At 44.9% G+C, this 16,399-nt stretch carries 17 protein-coding genes and 1 tRNA gene; 6 read left to right on the plus strand and 12 right to left on the minus strand.

Annotated features, from left to right (window positions below; all coding sequences use genetic code 11):
• Positions 1-263: 263 nt before the first annotated feature.
• The 6 genes from G7Y39_RS07305 to G7Y39_RS07330 all read right to left on the minus strand — a co-directional run bounded on the left by G7Y39_RS07305 (position 264) and on the right by G7Y39_RS07330 (position 7,384).
• Complete coding sequence (locus G7Y39_RS07305; protein ID WP_165156518.1) at positions 264-1,424, minus strand: sodium ion-translocating decarboxylase subunit beta; 1,161 nt, start codon at positions 1,422-1,424, stop codon at positions 264-266.
• Between the two features lie 4 nt (positions 1,425-1,428).
• Entirely contained in the window at positions 1,429-1,860 is a 432-nt protein-coding gene (locus G7Y39_RS07310; RefSeq protein ID WP_165156520.1) for a biotin/lipoyl-containing protein, read from the minus strand.
• Between the two features lie 23 nt (positions 1,861-1,883).
• Positions 1,884-2,777: an OadG family transporter subunit gene (locus G7Y39_RS07315; protein ID WP_165156522.1), complete on the minus strand. Its 894-nt coding sequence runs from the start codon at positions 2,775-2,777 to the stop codon at positions 1,884-1,886.
• A gap of 21 nt (positions 2,778-2,798) precedes the next feature.
• Entirely contained in the window at positions 2,799-4,352 is a 1,554-nt protein-coding gene (locus G7Y39_RS07320) for an acyl-CoA carboxylase subunit beta (RefSeq protein WP_165156524.1), read from the minus strand.
• A gap of 36 nt (positions 4,353-4,388) precedes the next feature.
• A complete protein-coding gene (gene mce / locus G7Y39_RS07325) occupies positions 4,389-4,799 on the minus strand; it encodes a methylmalonyl-CoA epimerase (protein WP_165156526.1) in 411 nt (136 codons plus the stop codon).
• 173 nt (positions 4,800-4,972) lie between these two features.
• A complete protein-coding gene (locus G7Y39_RS07330) occupies positions 4,973-7,384 on the minus strand; it encodes a TonB-dependent receptor (RefSeq protein ID WP_165156528.1) in 2,412 nt (803 codons plus the stop codon).
• A gap of 121 nt (positions 7,385-7,505) precedes the next feature.
• On the opposite strand from G7Y39_RS07330, the gene G7Y39_RS07335 reads away from it, so the two are divergent.
• From G7Y39_RS07335 to G7Y39_RS07350, 4 genes are read left to right on the plus strand one after another with little or no spacing between them, the layout of a single operon-like run.
• Complete coding sequence (locus G7Y39_RS07335; protein WP_165156530.1) at positions 7,506-8,066, plus strand: nitroreductase family protein; 561 nt, start codon at positions 7,506-7,508, stop codon at positions 8,064-8,066.
• Entirely contained in the window at positions 8,063-8,830 is a 768-nt protein-coding gene (locus tag G7Y39_RS07340; RefSeq protein WP_165156532.1) for a Rossmann-like and DUF2520 domain-containing protein, read from the plus strand. The genes G7Y39_RS07335 and G7Y39_RS07340 overlap by 4 nt, the downstream gene beginning before the upstream one ends.
• Positions 8,823-9,344, plus strand: coding sequence for an HAD family hydrolase (locus G7Y39_RS07345; protein ID WP_165156534.1), 522 nt, complete (start codon positions 8,823-8,825; stop codon positions 9,342-9,344). The genes G7Y39_RS07340 and G7Y39_RS07345 overlap by 8 nt, the downstream gene beginning before the upstream one ends.
• Positions 9,345-9,381: 37 nt before the next feature.
• On the plus strand, positions 9,382-9,963 hold the full coding sequence (locus tag G7Y39_RS07350) for a Maf-like protein (protein ID WP_165156536.1): 582 nt from the start codon (positions 9,382-9,384) through the stop codon (positions 9,961-9,963).
• Positions 9,964-10,059: 96 nt separating this feature from the next.
• On the opposite strand, the gene G7Y39_RS07355 is transcribed toward G7Y39_RS07350, so the two are convergent.
• The 6 genes from G7Y39_RS07355 to G7Y39_RS07380 form a co-directional block, all read right to left on the minus strand.
• The gene (locus G7Y39_RS07355) at positions 10,060-11,088 is read right to left on the minus strand and encodes an FAD:protein FMN transferase (RefSeq protein WP_165156538.1); all 1,029 of its coding nucleotides are present in this window, start codon (positions 11,086-11,088) and stop codon (positions 10,060-10,062) included.
• A 141-nt stretch (positions 11,089-11,229) separates the two neighbouring features.
• Positions 11,230-11,796 carry a manganese efflux pump MntP family protein gene (locus tag G7Y39_RS07360; RefSeq protein ID WP_165156540.1) on the minus strand — a complete coding sequence of 189 codons (567 nt, stop codon included), beginning with the start codon at positions 11,794-11,796 and terminating at the stop codon, positions 11,230-11,232.
• Between the two features lies 1 nt (position 11,797).
• Entirely contained in the window at positions 11,798-12,319 is a 522-nt protein-coding gene (locus G7Y39_RS07365) for a nitroreductase family protein (protein WP_165156542.1), read from the minus strand.
• Positions 12,316-13,266, minus strand: coding sequence for a glycosyltransferase family 2 protein (locus G7Y39_RS07370; RefSeq protein ID WP_165156544.1), 951 nt, complete (start codon positions 13,264-13,266; stop codon positions 12,316-12,318). Before G7Y39_RS07370 ends, G7Y39_RS07365 begins: the two co-directional genes overlap by 4 nt.
• Before the next feature lie 21 nt (positions 13,267-13,287).
• Positions 13,288-13,818, minus strand: coding sequence for a DUF4199 domain-containing protein (locus tag G7Y39_RS07375; protein WP_165156546.1), 531 nt, complete (start codon positions 13,816-13,818; stop codon positions 13,288-13,290).
• Between the two features lie 127 nt (positions 13,819-13,945).
• A tRNA-Thr gene (locus tag G7Y39_RS07380) sits at positions 13,946-14,019 on the minus strand.
• 279 nt (positions 14,020-14,298) lie between these two features.
• On the opposite strand from G7Y39_RS07380, the gene G7Y39_RS07385 reads away from it, so the two are divergent.
• Both G7Y39_RS07385 and G7Y39_RS07390 read left to right on the plus strand, forming a co-directional pair.
• Positions 14,299-15,126, plus strand: coding sequence for a type III pantothenate kinase (locus tag G7Y39_RS07385; protein WP_165156548.1), 828 nt, complete (start codon positions 14,299-14,301; stop codon positions 15,124-15,126).
• Positions 15,113-16,396, plus strand: a complete 1,284-nt coding sequence (locus tag G7Y39_RS07390) for a hypothetical protein (protein ID WP_165156550.1) — start codon at positions 15,113-15,115, stop codon at positions 16,394-16,396. The genes G7Y39_RS07385 and G7Y39_RS07390 overlap by 14 nt, the downstream gene beginning before the upstream one ends.
• Positions 16,397-16,399: the final 3 nt, after the last annotated feature.

Raw genomic sequence — 16,399 nt, forward strand, 5'->3', positions numbered from 1 at the left:
TCGAGGGATCAAGACCGACCATCCTTACCTGTCCGCTCAGACAGTTGACGCCCATGCGCATGTCTGTCGGATGTTGGGACATCACTATACGGTTGTTTTCATTCAGATTGAACATAGCTTTTTTAACTGCAAAGTTTGCAATCAAAAATGCTATGGAAAAGTCGGCCGATTTCGGACGGATACCGTAAGCTGACGGGGGGCGATCACATAAAAAAGGGCGGGACCCTTCCGGATCTCGCCCCTTTCATATAGATGGTTCTTTATTAACCCAGGAATCCGAGCAAGATACCGGCAGCTACAGCGGAACCGATTACACCCGCTACGTTCGGGCCCATGGCGTGCATCAACAAGTAGTTGCTTGGATCGTATTCCAAACCTACGTTCTGGGAGATACGGGCAGCGTCTGGAACGGCGGATACACCGGAGTTGCCGATCAACGGATTGATCTTGTTGCCCTCTTTCAAGAACAGGTTGAAGAACTTAACGAATAATACGCCGGCACAAGTAGCGATAACGAATGACAACGCGCCCAGACCGAAAATCTTGATAGAGTTCAATGTTAAGAACTGGGTAGCTTGTGTAGAAGCACCTACCGTGATGCCCAACAAGATCGTGATAACATCGATCAGCGGGCCGCGGGCGGTCTCCGCCAAGCGGCGAGTCACGCCACTTTCCTTGATCAAGTTACCGAAGAACAACATTCCTAACAGTGGCAAACCGGACGGTACCAAGAAGGCTGTCAACAATAAACCCACGATCGGGAAAACGATTTTCTCCGTCTGTGAAACGGCTCTTGGAGGTTTCATTCGTATCAAACGTTCTTTCTTCGTTGTAAGCAATCTCATAAACGGAGGCTGGATAATAGGAACCAATGCCATATATGAGTATGCGGATACAGCGATAGCACCCATCAAGTTAGGAGCTAACTTGGATGACAAGAAGATCGCGGTTGGACCATCCGCTCCTCCGATAATACCGATAGCACCGGCTTGGCTCGGGTCAAATCCCATTTGCAAAGCAATGATATAAGCGCCGAAAATACCAAACTGGGCGGCGGCTCCGACTAGCATTAACTTGGGGTTGGATATCAAAGCGGAGAAGTCTGTCATGGCACCGATACCGAGGAATATCAAGGGGGGATACCAACCTTGTTTCACGCCTTGGTACAAAATGTTCAATACAGAACCCTCTTCGTATATACCTAATTGTAATCCGGCGTCCTTGAAGGGAATATTTCCGATCAAGATTCCGAAACCAATAGGGATCAGGAGCATCGGCTCGAATTCATATTTAATCGCCAGGAATATGAACAGCAAACCCACCAACAGCATCACGATATGCCCCGGAGTCGCGTTCGCAAATCCTGTATAGGAGAGAAATATTTGGATATTTTCTCCTAGGAATTGTAAGAAACTTTCTTGCATATCATTAACCGATTACAACGAGGTCTGCACCTTCCAATACAGAGTCGCCTTTGTTTACTTTAATTTCTACGATTTTACCGTCACGATCGGCATTGATGTTGTTTTCCATCTTCATGGCTTCCAATACCAAGATCTTTTGGCCTCTCTTAACTGCATCGCCGACTTTACAGTCTACACTTAAGATTACACCTGGCAGCGGAGATTTAACAGCGCCAGCCACGCTTGGAGCTGCTTGACGGGTGATGACGGGTTCACCACTGGCATTGGTCGGAGCTTGAGCCGGACGTTTCAATGTAACCAATTGCTTTTTCGCGGGTTTCTCCATTTTTACGTTATAAGGAGTTCCGTTTACCTCTACCTCTGCCACATCATCTACAACTGAGTTGATATGTACTTTATATGTATTACCGTTAATGGTATATTTAAAACTTTTCATTCGTCAATTGGATTTTAGGATGATTACTTTTTATTTGGAGTCTGACGCAGGGAATAAAGCTTGGAACTCCAGGGTGAATAGCTGCGTTGTACCTTGCGGATCGTTAATACCGTATGCTCGATGTCGTGATTGTCATCGCTCATCTCATAGAGAGCGGTAGCGATGGCGGCGAATATCTCACCGGATTCTTGTCCGGCATTAGCGGAGACAGCGATACCCTCGCCTGCGGCTCTCTGCGCGTTACGTTTGCTGGTACGAATCGCCGCGTTACCGATTTGCTTAAATACAAGGAACAAGATCATCAAGCCGATGAACACAACTGCCATCGCCGTGATAGTCATGCCGATACCGAGGGAGTCGTTCTTTTGGAAATTCTCGATCTTCTCGTTAGAGTCTAATGTTACATTATTCGTACTGGGGGTTACCTTGTCCAAGATCGCCCACTTCCCAATGCCATCTATATCCAATCCGTAGCTTACGTCTGCTCTTTGCCCGGCGGGGATCGTGATCTCGTCGATCAATGTCGTTCCGTCGGAATCATACAAAGCGAGGTAATTGTCTTTGTTCGGATCGAACGTGAAGTTTACGTGGAATGTTCCTTTCGTGGGAGCATTGTCCGCCCAAAAAAGTATATGTTGACGAGGGGGCACCTTTGTCAATACATCTCCCTTCGGGATCATATATTTCCTGGGGTCGCTTTTGTCGTTGGTCAAGAAACAGCCGCGCAAATCTACTGTACCTGCCGAGTTATTATACAACTCGAACCAAGGATGGTGTTTCCCGTAGTCATCAACGAAGTTATCCTCGTTGACAACCAATACTTCGTTTAATTTAACGGAGGTAGTCAACTGTGCTTGGGCTCCCATGCTGAAGAGAACCATGAGCAGTAGTAATACCCCTATCTTCTTATTTATCATATTCATCTCCTGTTTTACGGATTATAGAGGCAGGTTATCATGTTTCTTAGCAGGATTACTCAACTTCTTGGTCTGCAATTGCTGCAAAGCACGAATAATACGGAAACGTGTGTTACGCGGTTCGATAACATCGTCGATATAACCGTATTGAGCTGCGTTATAAGGATTGGCGAATGCTTTCTTATATTCAGCCTCTTTCTCTGCCGCACATGCTTTCGGATCTTCAGCGGCTGCTACTTCCTTGGCGAAGATAACCTCTACGGCGCCACTCGGACCCATAACGGCGATCTCGGCTGTCGGCCATGCGTAATTCATATCACCGCGTAAATGTTTAGAACTCATCACGCAATAAGCTCCACCATAAGACTTACGCAATGTAACGGTAATTTTAGGAACGGTAGCCTCGCCATAAGCATAAAGCAATTTAGCGCCATGAAGGATGACACCGTTGTATTCCTGACCTGTACCCGGAAGGAATCCCGGGACGTCGACCAACGTTACCAAAGGAATATTGAAAGCGTCGCAGAAACGAACGAAGCGACCTGCTTTACGAGATGCGTTGCTATCCAAGCATCCTGCCATAACCTTCGGCTGGTTCGCTACGATACCGACAGACTGTCCGTTGAAGCGTGCGAAACCCACGATGATATTCTTGGCGTAATCCGCGTGAACCTCGAGGAACTCATTGTTATCGACGATCGTACCGATAACCTCATACATGTCGTAAGATTGGTTAGCATTATCAGGAATGATCTCGTTCAAAACGTCGTCTAAACGATCAATCGGATCCTTGCATTCGATCAATGGAGTTTCCTCCAAGTTGTTCTGTGGCAAGAAGCTGAGCAATTTACGGATTAACTGCAAACCCTCTTCTTCCGTATCAACCGCGAAATGGGCTACACCCGACTTTGTCGTATGTACGCTGGCTCCACCCAACTGCTCTTGGGTTACATCCTCTCCTGTTACGGTTTTTACCACTTTCGGACCTGTCAAGAACATGTAGCTGGTACCACGTGTCATGATGTTGAAGTCTGTCAAAGCCGGAGAATAAACGGCTCCACCGGCGCAAGGACCGAAGATGCCGGAAATCTGGGGAACAACACCGGAAGCCAAGATGTTGCGTTGGAAAATCTCAGCGTATCCTGCCAAGGCATTTACTCCTTCCTGGATACGAGCTCCACCGGAGTCGTTCAAACCGATAACGGGAGCGCCCATCTTCATGGCTTGATCCATTACTTTACAGATCTTCATTGCCAAAGCCTCAGACAAGGCTCCACCGAATACGGTGAAATCTTGAGCGAAGATATATACCAAACGTCCATCGATCGTACCATAACCTGTCACGATACCATCGCCCAAGTATTTGGTTTTCTCGATACCGAAGTTTGTACAACGGTGTTGAACAAACATGTCGAATTCCTCGAAACTACCTTCGTCAAGCAACATGGCAATACGCTCACGAGCGGTATACTTGCCTTTTTTGTGCTGTGATTCGATTCTTTTCTCTCCTCCACCCAAGCGAGCTTGCTCACGAAGTGCGATGAGCTCTTTTACTTTTTCAAGCTGGTTACTCATTGTATTTTGATTTGTTGTTAAAAATGAACGGATTAATTATTTGTTGCCCGGCATGCAAAGTTCTGTCAATACGCTGCAAGTTGATTTCGGGTGAAGGAAAGCGATGCTCAAACCTTCCGCACCACCGCGGGGAGCTTTGTCGATTAATTTGACGCCTTTTTCCTCAGCCTCGTTCAATGCGGCCTGTACATCAGGTACCGCGAATGCGATATGATGGATACCTTCCCCTTTTTTCTCGATGAATTTCGCGATCGTGCTATCTTCGCTAGTCGGCTCTAGTAATTCAATCTTAGTCTGTCCTACCTTGAAAAACGCGGTTTTTACTTTTTGGTCCGCTACTTCTTCGATATTGTAGCATTTTAATCCAAGAACGCCTTCATAATAGGGTAGACAAGCCTCGATACTCTTCACTGCGATACCTAAATGTTCGATATGTGTAAGTTCCATGTCAATAATAATTTAAAGATTTAGTAAATGTTTGTTTCTATTCTCCGCAAATGTACACTACTTTTTACGAATGAGGAAATAAATCCTTATTTTTTGTTGAGGTAATTATGCCAAACTGCATTTCTATTTTTACCGCAATCCGCCTTGCGGGAAAAGGTCTTTAGTAGGTCTTGCTAGAAATCAACAATCAACCGCACGTTTAGCTGCCGTCCAGTCAGATAGTTTGGAACGGCGTATTGGACATTATACACGTCTGTTATCCAATAGTAGGAACTAACGTTTTTGATGTCTAATATGTTAAATACATCCAGACCCAGCCAAATGTTTCTCAAATGGCGGAAGAAGCCTCTGTCCATGATAGCGTCCGTACCTCCTGCCAATTGATAGGAGAGGCCGATATCCACACGTTTGTAGGCGGGCGTACGGAAATAGCCGGCTTCGTATCCTTTGCCCGGGATTGTCTGGGGAAGTCCTCCGGACAGAACTCCTTTCAGATTTAGCTTGACGCGTTTATAGCCCGGGAAATAATCTTGGAAGAAGAGTGAGATGTTGTAGCCTTGGCTATTGGCCATGGGTACGGTCGTCGTTTCTCGGATGGTTTGCTGGGCTTTCATCAAGGAGAAGCTGATCCAGGAGTCGGTACCCGGTACAAATTCACCGAAGAATTTGACATCGAGTCCCATGGCGTAACCCTTGGCGCAGTTCTCGCCGTAATAGCGGATCTTGACGTTATCTACGGTGTAGGGGTTCAGATTGTCCAGCTTTTTATAGTACATCTCGGCGGTTACCTTGAAATTCCGGTCTACGGCACGGAACGTATAATCTCCTCCCAAGATGAAATGGATGGAGCGTTGTGACGTTAGATCTTTGTTCAATACTGTGATGTTATTGCCGTTCTCATCTTTGCCTACTTTACGCAATTCCTTGTAGAAGGGCGATTGATAATACAGTCCGGTGGCGAAACGGAGCGTTAAATCTTGGTCGAAGTTCGGGATAAAGCCCAATGAGGCGCGGGGACTGAAAAGGAACTCTTTATTATAAGTCCAATAACTACCTCTAATTCCTGCGACTAACGTGAACAGACCTTGCTTAGTCCTGAATTTGAAAGCATCTTGCGCATAAGCGGAAAAGCGTGTGCTTTCTATCTGATTATCAGAAAAGAGGTTCGAATATACACTTACGTTATTACCAGTTTGAGGCAAAGAATAACCCGAGGAATCCCTTTTTTCCCACTCGCTGATCTTATCATTGATCTTCTCCATTTGTACCGTGGCTCCCCATTTCAACGTATTGTTTAAAAGGCGGGCCATCCCATAATGCCCGACATTCATGACTGTCGAGTTTAAGCGGTTTCGTGCGTGCTCGTGATAACGGCCTACGGACATGGCGGCTGACGCGTCGTCATCCGGATTTTCCGCTCCGTTCTCGCTCAACCAATATTCTCCGGCGATATCGTATCCCTCTTCTTCCTTGCTCTTGAAAGCGGAGGATTGAAGTCCCAACTCTGTGTTCTCATTGAGGTTGTGTTTCAATGTCAGCGCGCCGAATAAGGTTTGGAAACGATCTCTTTCCCTTCCGTCGAAATAGACTTTGAAGTTCTTGGGATGCTCGGCTGTACCGAAAGAGGTTTCCCTGCTATAAGGAGTGAATTTATAATTATTGTTAGCGAGGTTTCCCAAGAAATTGATTTCCCATCTAGGGGCCAATTGGTATGTGATGTAGGTTTGCAGATCGATAAATTTGGGGTCGTATTCAGCGTCTGTATCCATGGTACCCAAAATGGACCGACCGCTTTTAAAGCGTAAACCCGTTACTTGGGTAAATTTACCGATAGAACTGCCCACGTAAGCATTCGCTCCCAACAAACTTGCGGAAGCTGAGCCTTCGAACATCTTAGGTTTTTTATAGGTAATATCCAGCACGGAACTCATCTTGTCCCCGTAACGAGCCTCGAAGCCACCTGCGGCGAAATTGACCGCCTCTGTCAGATCCGGGTTGATAAAGCTAAGGCCCTCTTGTTGCCCCGAGCGAATCAGAAGCGGACGGAATACCTCGATTCCATTCACATATACGATATTTTCATCATAACTACCCCCCCGTACGGAATATTGGGAACTTAACTCGTTATTGGACGATACGCCGGCAAACGTAACGACCAAGCTTTCTATGCTACCTCCGGAGGGATCGGGTAATAATTTGATTTTATCCGCGTTTAAAGACTCCATGGTCGTAGTCTGCTTGCGGATGGCAGTAACAGATACTTCTCCTAGATCAAATGAGGTATAGTTCATCTGTACGTTCAAGCGCATGTCCGCTTGTGCCGAAGGAATGATACGCTCTGCCTTATTATATCCCAGACAAGAGTAAATTATGGAGATAGAATCCCCCGGCGATAGGGAAAATGAATAATATCCCTTCTCGTTGGTCATGGAGCCGATCAATGTGTTCTTAACCCGGACATTCACTAATTCCAGAGGGTTGCCGTCGGCGTCATGGACATAACCGGTGATTTTTATGTGGCCCTCGCCAAAGGCGCTCACGGAAATAAGTATAAATAGCAGCGCGGCTATCGCACGAATCTTCATAATCTATTGTTCAATTGTAAAAGTACTAACGAGAAAAAAGAATGATACGTATACATGGGTGCAAAAAAATATGTTTATATTTGCGAACCCTAATATTAAAGGAGTACAAAGAACGAAAAAAATGGAGAGTTTCGCAACACTTATACAAAATAGGAGAAGCACGCGTAAGTTTACCGAACAACTACTTTTACCCGAGCAGGTAGAGCTGATCTTGAAAGCGGCGTTGATGGCTCCGGCCTCAAAACGCAGTAATCCTTGGCAGTTCGTGGTCGTGGAAGATAAGGGAATGTTGAAGAAGCTTGCCGGGTGTAAGAAAAATGGTTCCGCCTTTCTGGAGGGGTGTGCCTTGGCCGTGGTTGTCTTGGCGAATGTGATGGAAAGCGATGTTTGGATCGAGGACGCTTCGGTCGCTTCCATTTATATGCAATTGCAAGCGGAGGATTTGGGATTGGGCAGTTGCTGGTGTCAGATCCGGAACCGGCTAACAGAAGACGAGGCGGATTCGAATGATTATGTTCGTTCGTTGCTGGATATCCCTTATCAACTGGATGTCTTGTCTATCATTGGTATCGGTTATAAGGATCAGGTTCGTAAGCCTTTTGATGAATCCCATTTACAATGGGAGAAGATACATATAGGAAAGTTCTCTCTTCCGGAAGAAAATAAAGAGGCGGGAGAATGAGAGTCGTATTTGTTGGTGCCGGAAACTTAGCTACCTGGCTTTCGTTGGAAATGCGTAAGTCAGGAATGAGTATCGGGCAAGTGTATAGTCACACAAGTGAGCATGCTAAGATTTTAGCTGATGAATTGGGATGTGGGTGGACTGTTGTCCCGGAAGAGATTGTGGAAGATGCCGACTTGTATGTTTTCTCTTTGAAAGATGCCGTGCTCCAAGATGTTATCGCCCGTGTAAAACCGAATAACGGTTTGTGGGTGCACACGGCGGGGAGTATGCCTATTTCTGTCTTTGAGGGCTTCACGGCTAGATATGGGGTGGTTTATCCGTTACAAACGTTTAGTAAGAGTCGGGAGGTGGATTTCAAGAATATACCGTTCTTTTTGGAGGCGAGTTCGTCTGAAGATGAGAAGGTGCTGGGAGAGGTGGCTAGGGCACTCTCCCGCGAGGTTCGCTTTCTCTCATCCGAGAAACGAAAGAGTTTACATCTAGCGGCCGTTTTCGCTTGCAATTTTACGAATCATATGTATGCGTTAGCTGAGAAAATCTTGGAAGAACAGCAAATACCGGGAGAGGTCTTGCTACCTTTGATAGACGAGACAGTTGCTAAGGTGCATGTGATGTCGCCGGTGCGAGCCCAAACGGGACCGGCTATACGATATGATGAAAATGTGATAGACAAACATATGGATATGCTTAAAGATCCGGATATGCGAGATCTGTATGAGCGGATTAGCCGAAATATACATAAGGAGGCTCGACATGAGTAGTATAAACTATGATTTGACAAAAATAAAGGCTTTTGTTTTTGATGTGGACGGGGTATTATCTTGTGATGTGATTTCACTTTACCCGAATGGAGATCCGATGCGTACCGTCAATATCAAGGATGGTTATGCCTTGCAACTGGCCGTGAAGAAAGGATATGAGGTCGCTATAATTACGGGCGGATATACGGAAGCCGTACAGATTCGCTTTTCTCGTTTGGGAATACAATATATTTATATGCGTAGCGCTGTAAAGGTGCATGACTTTAAGGATTTCATGGAAAAAACGGGCTTGTCTTCTGAGCAAATCATGTATGCGGGTGATGACATTCCTGATTATGAGGTAATGACGCAAGTCGGATTGCCGGTGGCACCAGCGGACGCGGCGCCGGAGATCAAGGAGATAGCGAAATATATCTCCTCCCGGCGAGGCGGTGAAGGCGTAGCTAGGGACGTGATCGAGCAAACGATGCGGGCGCAAGGACACTGGTTCGGTGAGGAGGCTTTTGGGTGGTAAAACTTTGGTGAATGTGTAATGCTTAATCGAATAGGTTATGTTAGAGAATTTAAAAAAGTACAAGATCGTCTTAGCTTCTAATTCTCCGAGACGGCGGGATTTGTTATCTGGTCTGGATATCGACTTCGAGGTGAGAATAATACCCGATATCGACGAGTCTTACCCAGATTCTATTGACTCCATGGAGATCCCATTATATATTGCCCGTTCGAAAGCTGAGGCCTATAAGTCGACTATGGCGGATGATGAATTGCTGATTACGGCGGACACGATCGTCTGGACGTTTGACGGGGTTATGGGGAAGCCTGCGAACCGAGAGGAAGCTTATGCCATGCTTCATGCTTTGTCGGATCACGTACATCAGGTAATAACCGGTGTTTGTATCATGACAAAGGATAAGAATGTCGGTTTTTCCGTAGAATCCGCGGTTTGTTTCGCTAAATTGGGTGACGAAGAGGTTAACTATTATTTGGATAAATATCAACCTTATGATAAAGCCGGAGGGTATGGTATTCAGGAATGGATCGGTTATGTCGGGGTAGAGGCTATTAATGGTAGCTTCTATAACGTGATGGGATTACCGGTGCGAAGGCTTTATCAGGAGTTGAAACATTTTTAATCTCAACCTAAGATAAAGCATTCCGCTATATGTGTCCCTCCTTGGCTGTAAATAGTAAGTTTCCTCGGAAATATGAAAATCAATTCATGTAGGAATTTACGGATTTTCGAGGATAGCCAATGTTTTTCTGTTAGGAAGGTATTCCAACATACCTTTTGAGTAGGTGACTTTCCGCTGTCCGTTGTTGTCCGCATAAATAATGAAATACTCTATCTGGGGGGTAGATTGTGCCAATAGCTTCGCTTTTTCGACTCCCAAAACCATGAAAGTCGTAGCGTAAGCGTCTGCTGTCATGCAGTCTTCCGCTACGATTGTCGCGCTAAGAATATTTTGTCCGGCGGGATAACCGGTCACTGGATTGATCGTATGGGCATATTTCTTACCATCCTTGATGTAGAAATTTCGGTAGTCACCGGAAGTGGCTATCCCTCCCCCCTTGCATAATTGTACGATCTCTTCCACATCATTTGTCACGTCGCTTGTCCCTGTTTCCGGTTTGTTGATTCCAACTCGCCAGCAGTCACCTTGTTGATTGACCCCTTTTAGGGCGACCTCACCTCCGATTTCTACCATGTAATTCTTTACGCCTTCCCTTTCTAGCAGGCGGGCGATAATATCACAAGCATAACCTTTTGCGATAGAGGAACAATTCAATAGAACCCGGGGATCTTCTTTGATGATTTTCTTTCTTTCCAGTCTTACTTTTTGATAACCGACGAAAGTCTTGATGCTATCGATCATTTGCGGAGTTACACTGTCCATCTTACTGAAACCGAATCCCCATAGGTTAATTAAGGGAGCGCAAGTAATGTCAAAAGCACCTCCTGATTTTTTGGAGATATCTTCTGCCTTATTGAATACTTCGGTAAACCATTCGTCTACCTCCACATCCTCATTATTATTGACTTTCGCGATCGTGGAGTTAGGGTTGAAAGGATTTAAGGAGAGGTTAAAGCGTTGCAGCTCGCTGTCGATCTTATCGGTTAGGATTTGCTTGGCCTTGTATTTTATGTGATAACTTGTATGAAAAACAGAACCACTTTCTTCGAAGTATGGATCCTTGTTCGAGCAAGCCGTAAGCGATAAGACCAGCAGGCTGACTAATAGGGTAATATTCTTGCGCATCTTTAAGAAAATTTGTATCGCGAACTTACATAAAAAATTCCATATATGTCCCCTTCATGGGGCAGACGCTATCGTGTGTATAAATATCTTCCACGCTTCTCCCGGATGGCTGTGTCCGTAACCACTTTCTACAATGATTTCCTAGCTAAAGAATACATGCTCTATCAAAATCTTTGTACCGATACCGATTAAGATCAAACCTCCGATGAGGTCCAGCTTCAAGTCGATTCTCTTACCGAACCGGTTTCCGAAATAGACACCGAAGGCAGAGATGGTGAAGGTGACAACACCGATCGTCGAGGCTTGTAACAAGAGCGGTGATTTCAAGATCGCCAGAGAGATTCCTACGGCGAGGGCATCGATACTTGTCGCTACTCCCAATCCGCATAATGTCCGGCTGCATAAAGGATCGAATTTCCTATCTTCTTCCTCTTCCGTCGTGCTGTCGTACATCATTTTTCCTCCTAAGTAAAGTAAGAGGGTAAATGCGATCCAATGGTCGAAGGCGCAAATGTATTTTTCGAATCCTAATCCCATCGTATAACCGATCACGGTCATTCCGGCTTGGAATATACCGAGCACGCCCGCTATCTTAATAATATTACCGGCGGTGCAGTTGTTTTTAAGAACTGCGCCGCCGGTAACCGATACTGCTAGACTATCCATGGATAAGCCTATCGCTAGTAGCAGAACTTCAATGTATAACATACTAGAACGATTCCCGTTTAATGATTTCTTCCCTGGACTTACGTTTCTTTGGAGTCTCTTCGAATAATGCCGGTTCGGAAGGGTAGCCGAACGGTATCAATGCAACGGGCTCGATCGTTTCCTGAATTTTAAAATGTTTCCGGCAAAGCTCCGTGTCGAAATTGCAAACCCAGCAAGTTCCCAACCCTTGTTCGGCAGCGGCTAAACAAATATGTTCCGTGGCGATAGCCGCATCGATATCCATATGATCCTTATGATCGCTTCGTTTCCAAGATTGCTGATGATCTCCGCAAACAATCAGGTAACAAGGCGCTTGTTTGAACCATTCCCGAGGATAGCATTCTTGTAATTTCGCTTTTCCTTCCGCACCCTGAACCAATACAAAATACCAAGGTTGGCAATTTACCGCCGAAGGAGCCAAACGAGCTGCTTCTAGGATATAATCAATTTTTTCTTGCTCTACGTTTTGGGAAGCATATTTGCGGATAGAGCAACGTTTTCTCGCTAATTCCAGGAAACTCATATCTCATCCTCTATTTTATAGTTATTGCGATTCGGAGAATTACGGGAAATCAACTCCCCGATAAAGCCCGCTAAGAACATTTGGGTTCCCAGGATCATCGCTGTCAATGAAATATAGAAATAGGGGGAACTTGTAACCAAAGGCCTTAAATCTCCAGAGTGCATCGAGATCAATTTCATGCTGAGTACGATTACTAGAGCGATAAAACCTATGAAGAACATAGCGCTTCCCCATAAACCGAAGAAGTGCATCGGTTTCTTTCCGAACTTGGAAGTAAACCAAAGCGTGATCAAATCAAGATAACCGTTCACGAAGCGATCCAACCCGAATTTGGTAGTTCCGTACTTGCGGGCTTGATGTTTTACTATTTTCTCGCCAATCTTGTGAAATCCGGCAATCTTAGCCAAATAAGGTATGTAGCGGTGCATATCGTTATACACCTCTATATTTTTAATTACAACGTTCTTATACGCTTTCAATCCGCAATTGAAATCGTGCAAGTTCTTTATTCCCGAGAACTTACGAGCTGTCGCATTGAATAATTTCGTGGGGATCGTCTTGGAAAGCGGGTCATATCTTTTCTTTTTCCAGCCGGATACTAGGTCGTACCCGTCCTCGGTGATCATCCGGAAAAGCTCGGGGATCTCATCCGGACTATCTTGCAGATCGGCGTCCATGGTAATGACCACGTCACCTTTAGCCCGTTGGAATCCGCAGTGCAATCCAGGCGACTTACCGTAGTTGCGACGGAACTTGATTCCTCGGACATGTGGAGAACGTTGCTTCAACTCCTCGATCACTTCCCAAGAATTATCCGTACTGCCGTCATTCACGAAAATTACTTCGTAGGTATAATTATGTTCTTTCATCACCCGCTCTATCCACGAGAATAACTCGGGTAAAGACTCGGCTTCGTTATACAACGGGATAACAACTGATATGTCCATTATTTGTCTGTAATTAACTTTTTAGCGGTTCTCAGTGATGGAACCTGTCGAATTGTTCCTGCACAAGAGTGCCGCTACCGGTATAGAAAGTATGATGCCGTAAAATACGTTGTTGAATATTCCTTGTATAGCCATATGGATTGGCGAGATACGAATCTTGCTGAGCGAGTCGATCATCTCCGAGTTGACTTGGCTATCTTTTAGTACAGCCGTTAACTGTCCGATCGCGTTCGCCACGAAATCAGGTGGAGCGATGAACTGGTAAAAGACAAAGTATTCAAGCGAGACAATCAATGCGGCGAAAAAATACAACATCGTGCCGAATCTCCAAGCATGAAAGAAGCTGATTCTTCCACCGATGTCCCGCCGATACCTTTTCGTCATGTAGTAGGCGATGAAAGGGACGGCAAGCGTCAATAGCCAATAGACAAAACTCAAGGAGGGGACGGAAACACTGAAGATGAAGAAGACATATTTCACTACCCAATATATGCCCATGGCCAAGCCATAAGTCATAGCGCCTTTTAAAAGTAAATTCTTATTCTCTTCCATGATGCTGCAGTTTTGAATTCTTTCAGCAAAGTTAATATATTAATGCAAATGCGCAACTATATTACGCCTAAAATGCGAAAAAGGAAGCCTATGTATAAGCTTCCTTCTTCATGATGCGTCTTATCTGAGCCTCTTGTCGGATTCGAACCAACGACCCCGAGATTACAAATCACGTGCTCTGGCCAACTGAGCTAAAGAGGCAGGTGGGTAAGCTTACTACATCGCGCCGCTACAACCAAGTACCCTTGCTGCGGTCAAGCCCTGGGGGATTCCGAGGGAGCATGCCGTGTAGGACTTACCCGGGCGCAAAGGTAGATATTATTTTTTACTTTGCAAGCGTTTTATTGCTCTTGGAATGATAATTGTTTATAAAGAACTGGAGCCCTTACGTTTTTTGATAGTGTTAAAGAATGTTTTTATGGTTGTGGTCGACACTAATACCATAACTTGTTTTTTATTTGGATTTACCTTCAAACAGCGATGCGATCCTTTTTGTTCAAGAAGAATTTTAGAGGTTATACGGCGTTTTTGCGTGTTATTTCATCATTTTTGTTTTTCTTCGCGGAAAATATCAGAGAAGTGAATCTTATTATAGAACAAGGAAACACGTCATCAAAGGTGGCTGTGTATAGAAATGGGCATATAGAGGCTTCTTTTGTATACAAGCAATTCGGTGTATCTGTGGTCGCTGCTCTTTTTGAGAAGTACGCTTTTACGCAAGGCATTTTATCTACGGTGATAGACACGGACGATGAGTTGGTCGCTTATCTAAAGTGTAAGCTTCGGCGTTTCGTCTTTCTGGATGAACATGTGGCTTTACCGATCAAGGTGGAATATGAGACTCCGAAAACACTGGGCAAGGATCGTTTGGCCGCTGTCGTGGGGGCGAGTTATTTGCGGCCTGGGAAGAACCTGTTGGTTATCGATGCCGGAACCGCTATCACGTATGAGGTGATAGAAGCGTCGGGTGTCTTTCTGGGGGGGAATATCTCTCCGGGGATGACAACTCGTTTTCGAGCGTTGAATCATTTTACGAAGAAGCTGCCTTTGGTAACGGAAGAGGATGATATACCGCTTATCGGGACGAGTACGGAAACGGCTATCCAAGCGGGGGTGGTGAATGGAATTGTTCACGAGATGGATGGATATATTGATGAGCTGAAAGTAAAATATCCGGATCTTTTGATTTTTTTAACAGGCGGTCATTCGTTTTATTTTGAAAGACGGCTAAAAAACTCCATCTTTGCAGACATTAATTTAGTGTTGACAGGATTAAACAGAATCTTAGAGTATAATGTTGAAAATTAATAAGGTAGTAATAATAATAAGTTTTCTTATCTTTGCACAATTGCCGTTGTGGGCTCAAAATAACACGAACTCGCCTTACACGAGATTTGGATATGGAGAGTTGGCGGATCGATCTTTTGGTGCCGGAAGAGCAATGGGTGGAGTCGGTTATGGATTAAGGTCTTCCAAACAGATAAATCCCTTAAATCCCGCATCTTATAGTTGCATGGATTCGTTGACATTTCTTTTTGATTTTGGTGCGTCCGGTCAGGTATCTTGGTTCTATGACGGTACGAACAAGCAACGACAGATGAATGGAAACGTGGAGTATATCGCCATGCAATTTCCGATCACCCGGCGTTTAGCGATGAGTATTGGTTTATTACCTTATTCGTATGTAGGATATGATTTTGGCGGGAGCCATACCGAAGGCGGTCTAAGTTGGGGAGAAAGCTTTAGCGGCGAAGGTGGCTTAAGCGATGCCTATTTAGGACTCTCCTATGATATTTGGAAGAAACGTCTTTCTATTGGTATGAACGCCGGATTTTTATTTGGAAATATAACACATTCCCGTAACTTGATTTTCCCGAGCTCGACGGGAGCGGACAATGTGTATAGAAACCAACGTTATGAGATTCGTGATTTAAAGCTAGATTTTGGTATTCAATACACGCACCCTTTGAGTAAGACGGAGCATGTCACGGTAGGTTTCGTTTATTCTCCTGGGAAGAAGTTGAATACGACTGTGTATGATACTCAGCTTGTCGGTTCCTCGGCTACGTCCGGATATACAAGAAACGACACGATTAAGAATTATCGGTTTGATATGCCGAACTCTTATGGAGTGGGTATCTCTTATGTAAAGGAGAACCGGTTGACGTTAGCCGCGGATTTCTTATATGAGGATTGGACTGACGCTTATTTTGATAACGAGAAAGGTCAATTCAAGAATCGTACACGTGTAGCGGCTGGTGCCGAGTTTATTCCTCGTTATGATAATCGTAATTATCTGGGACGTATCAGATATCGTGCCGGTTTTCATTACAGCAATTCGTACTTAAGGGTAAGTCGCTCCGAGGAGAATGGTTATAAAGGTCATGATTATGATGAATATGGGGCGAGTGTCGGTTTTGGGTTTCCATTGATCGATAACCGTTCGTTAGTGAATCTGTCATTTGAGTACGTGAAGATCCGTCCGGAATTACGTACGATGATTGATGAGCAGTATTTCCGGTTTACGGTGAACTATACATTTAACGAATTATGGTTTTTTAAACGGAAAGTGGATTAAACC

Source organism: Parabacteroides sp. ZJ-118 (assembly GCF_011038785.1).
Lineage (GTDB): Bacteria > Bacteroidota > Bacteroidia > Bacteroidales > Tannerellaceae > Parabacteroides.

Excerpts from the sequence above, each read along its gene's own strand:
- G7Y39_RS07360 (WP_165156540.1), bottom strand. The coding sequence starts at position 11,796 with ATGTTATACATTGAAGTTCTGCTACTAGCGATAGGCTTATCCATGGAT.
- G7Y39_RS07340 (WP_165156532.1), top strand. The coding sequence starts at position 8,063 with ATGAGAGTCGTATTTGTTGGTGCCGGAAACTTAGCTACCTGGCTTTCG.
- G7Y39_RS07365 (WP_165156542.1), bottom strand. The coding sequence starts at position 12,319 with ATGAGTTTCCTGGAATTAGCGAGAAAACGTTGCTCTATCCGCAAATAT.
- G7Y39_RS07390 (WP_165156550.1), top strand. The coding sequence starts at position 15,113 with ATGTTGAAAATTAATAAGGTAGTAATAATAATAAGTTTTCTTATCTTT.
- G7Y39_RS07310 (WP_165156520.1), bottom strand. The coding sequence starts at position 1,860 with ATGAAAAGTTTTAAATATACCATTAACGGTAATACATATAAAGTACAT.
- mce (WP_165156526.1), bottom strand. The coding sequence starts at position 4,799 with ATGGAACTTACACATATCGAACATTTAGGTATCGCAGTGAAGAGTATC.
- G7Y39_RS07335 (WP_165156530.1), top strand. The coding sequence starts at position 7,506 with ATGGAGAGTTTCGCAACACTTATACAAAATAGGAGAAGCACGCGTAAG.
- G7Y39_RS07350 (WP_165156536.1), top strand. The coding sequence starts at position 9,382 with ATGTTAGAGAATTTAAAAAAGTACAAGATCGTCTTAGCTTCTAATTCT.
- G7Y39_RS07355 (WP_165156538.1), bottom strand. The coding sequence starts at position 11,088 with ATGCGCAAGAATATTACCCTATTAGTCAGCCTGCTGGTCTTATCGCTT.
- G7Y39_RS07370 (WP_165156544.1), bottom strand. The coding sequence starts at position 13,266 with ATGGACATATCAGTTGTTATCCCGTTGTATAACGAAGCCGAGTCTTTA.
- G7Y39_RS07385 (WP_165156548.1), top strand. The coding sequence starts at position 14,299 with ATGCGATCCTTTTTGTTCAAGAAGAATTTTAGAGGTTATACGGCGTTT.
- G7Y39_RS07315 (WP_165156522.1), bottom strand. The coding sequence starts at position 2,777 with ATGATAAATAAGAAGATAGGGGTATTACTACTGCTCATGGTTCTCTTC.
- G7Y39_RS07330 (WP_165156528.1), bottom strand. The coding sequence starts at position 7,384 with ATGAAGATTCGTGCGATAGCCGCGCTGCTATTTATACTTATTTCCGTG.
- G7Y39_RS07305 (WP_165156518.1), bottom strand. The coding sequence starts at position 1,424 with ATGCAAGAAAGTTTCTTACAATTCCTAGGAGAAAATATCCAAATATTT.
- G7Y39_RS07375 (WP_165156546.1), bottom strand. The coding sequence starts at position 13,818 with ATGGAAGAGAATAAGAATTTACTTTTAAAAGGCGCTATGACTTATGGC.
- G7Y39_RS07320 (WP_165156524.1), bottom strand. The coding sequence starts at position 4,352 with ATGAGTAACCAGCTTGAAAAAGTAAAAGAGCTCATCGCACTTCGTGAG.
- G7Y39_RS07345 (WP_165156534.1), top strand. The coding sequence starts at position 8,823 with ATGAGTAGTATAAACTATGATTTGACAAAAATAAAGGCTTTTGTTTTT.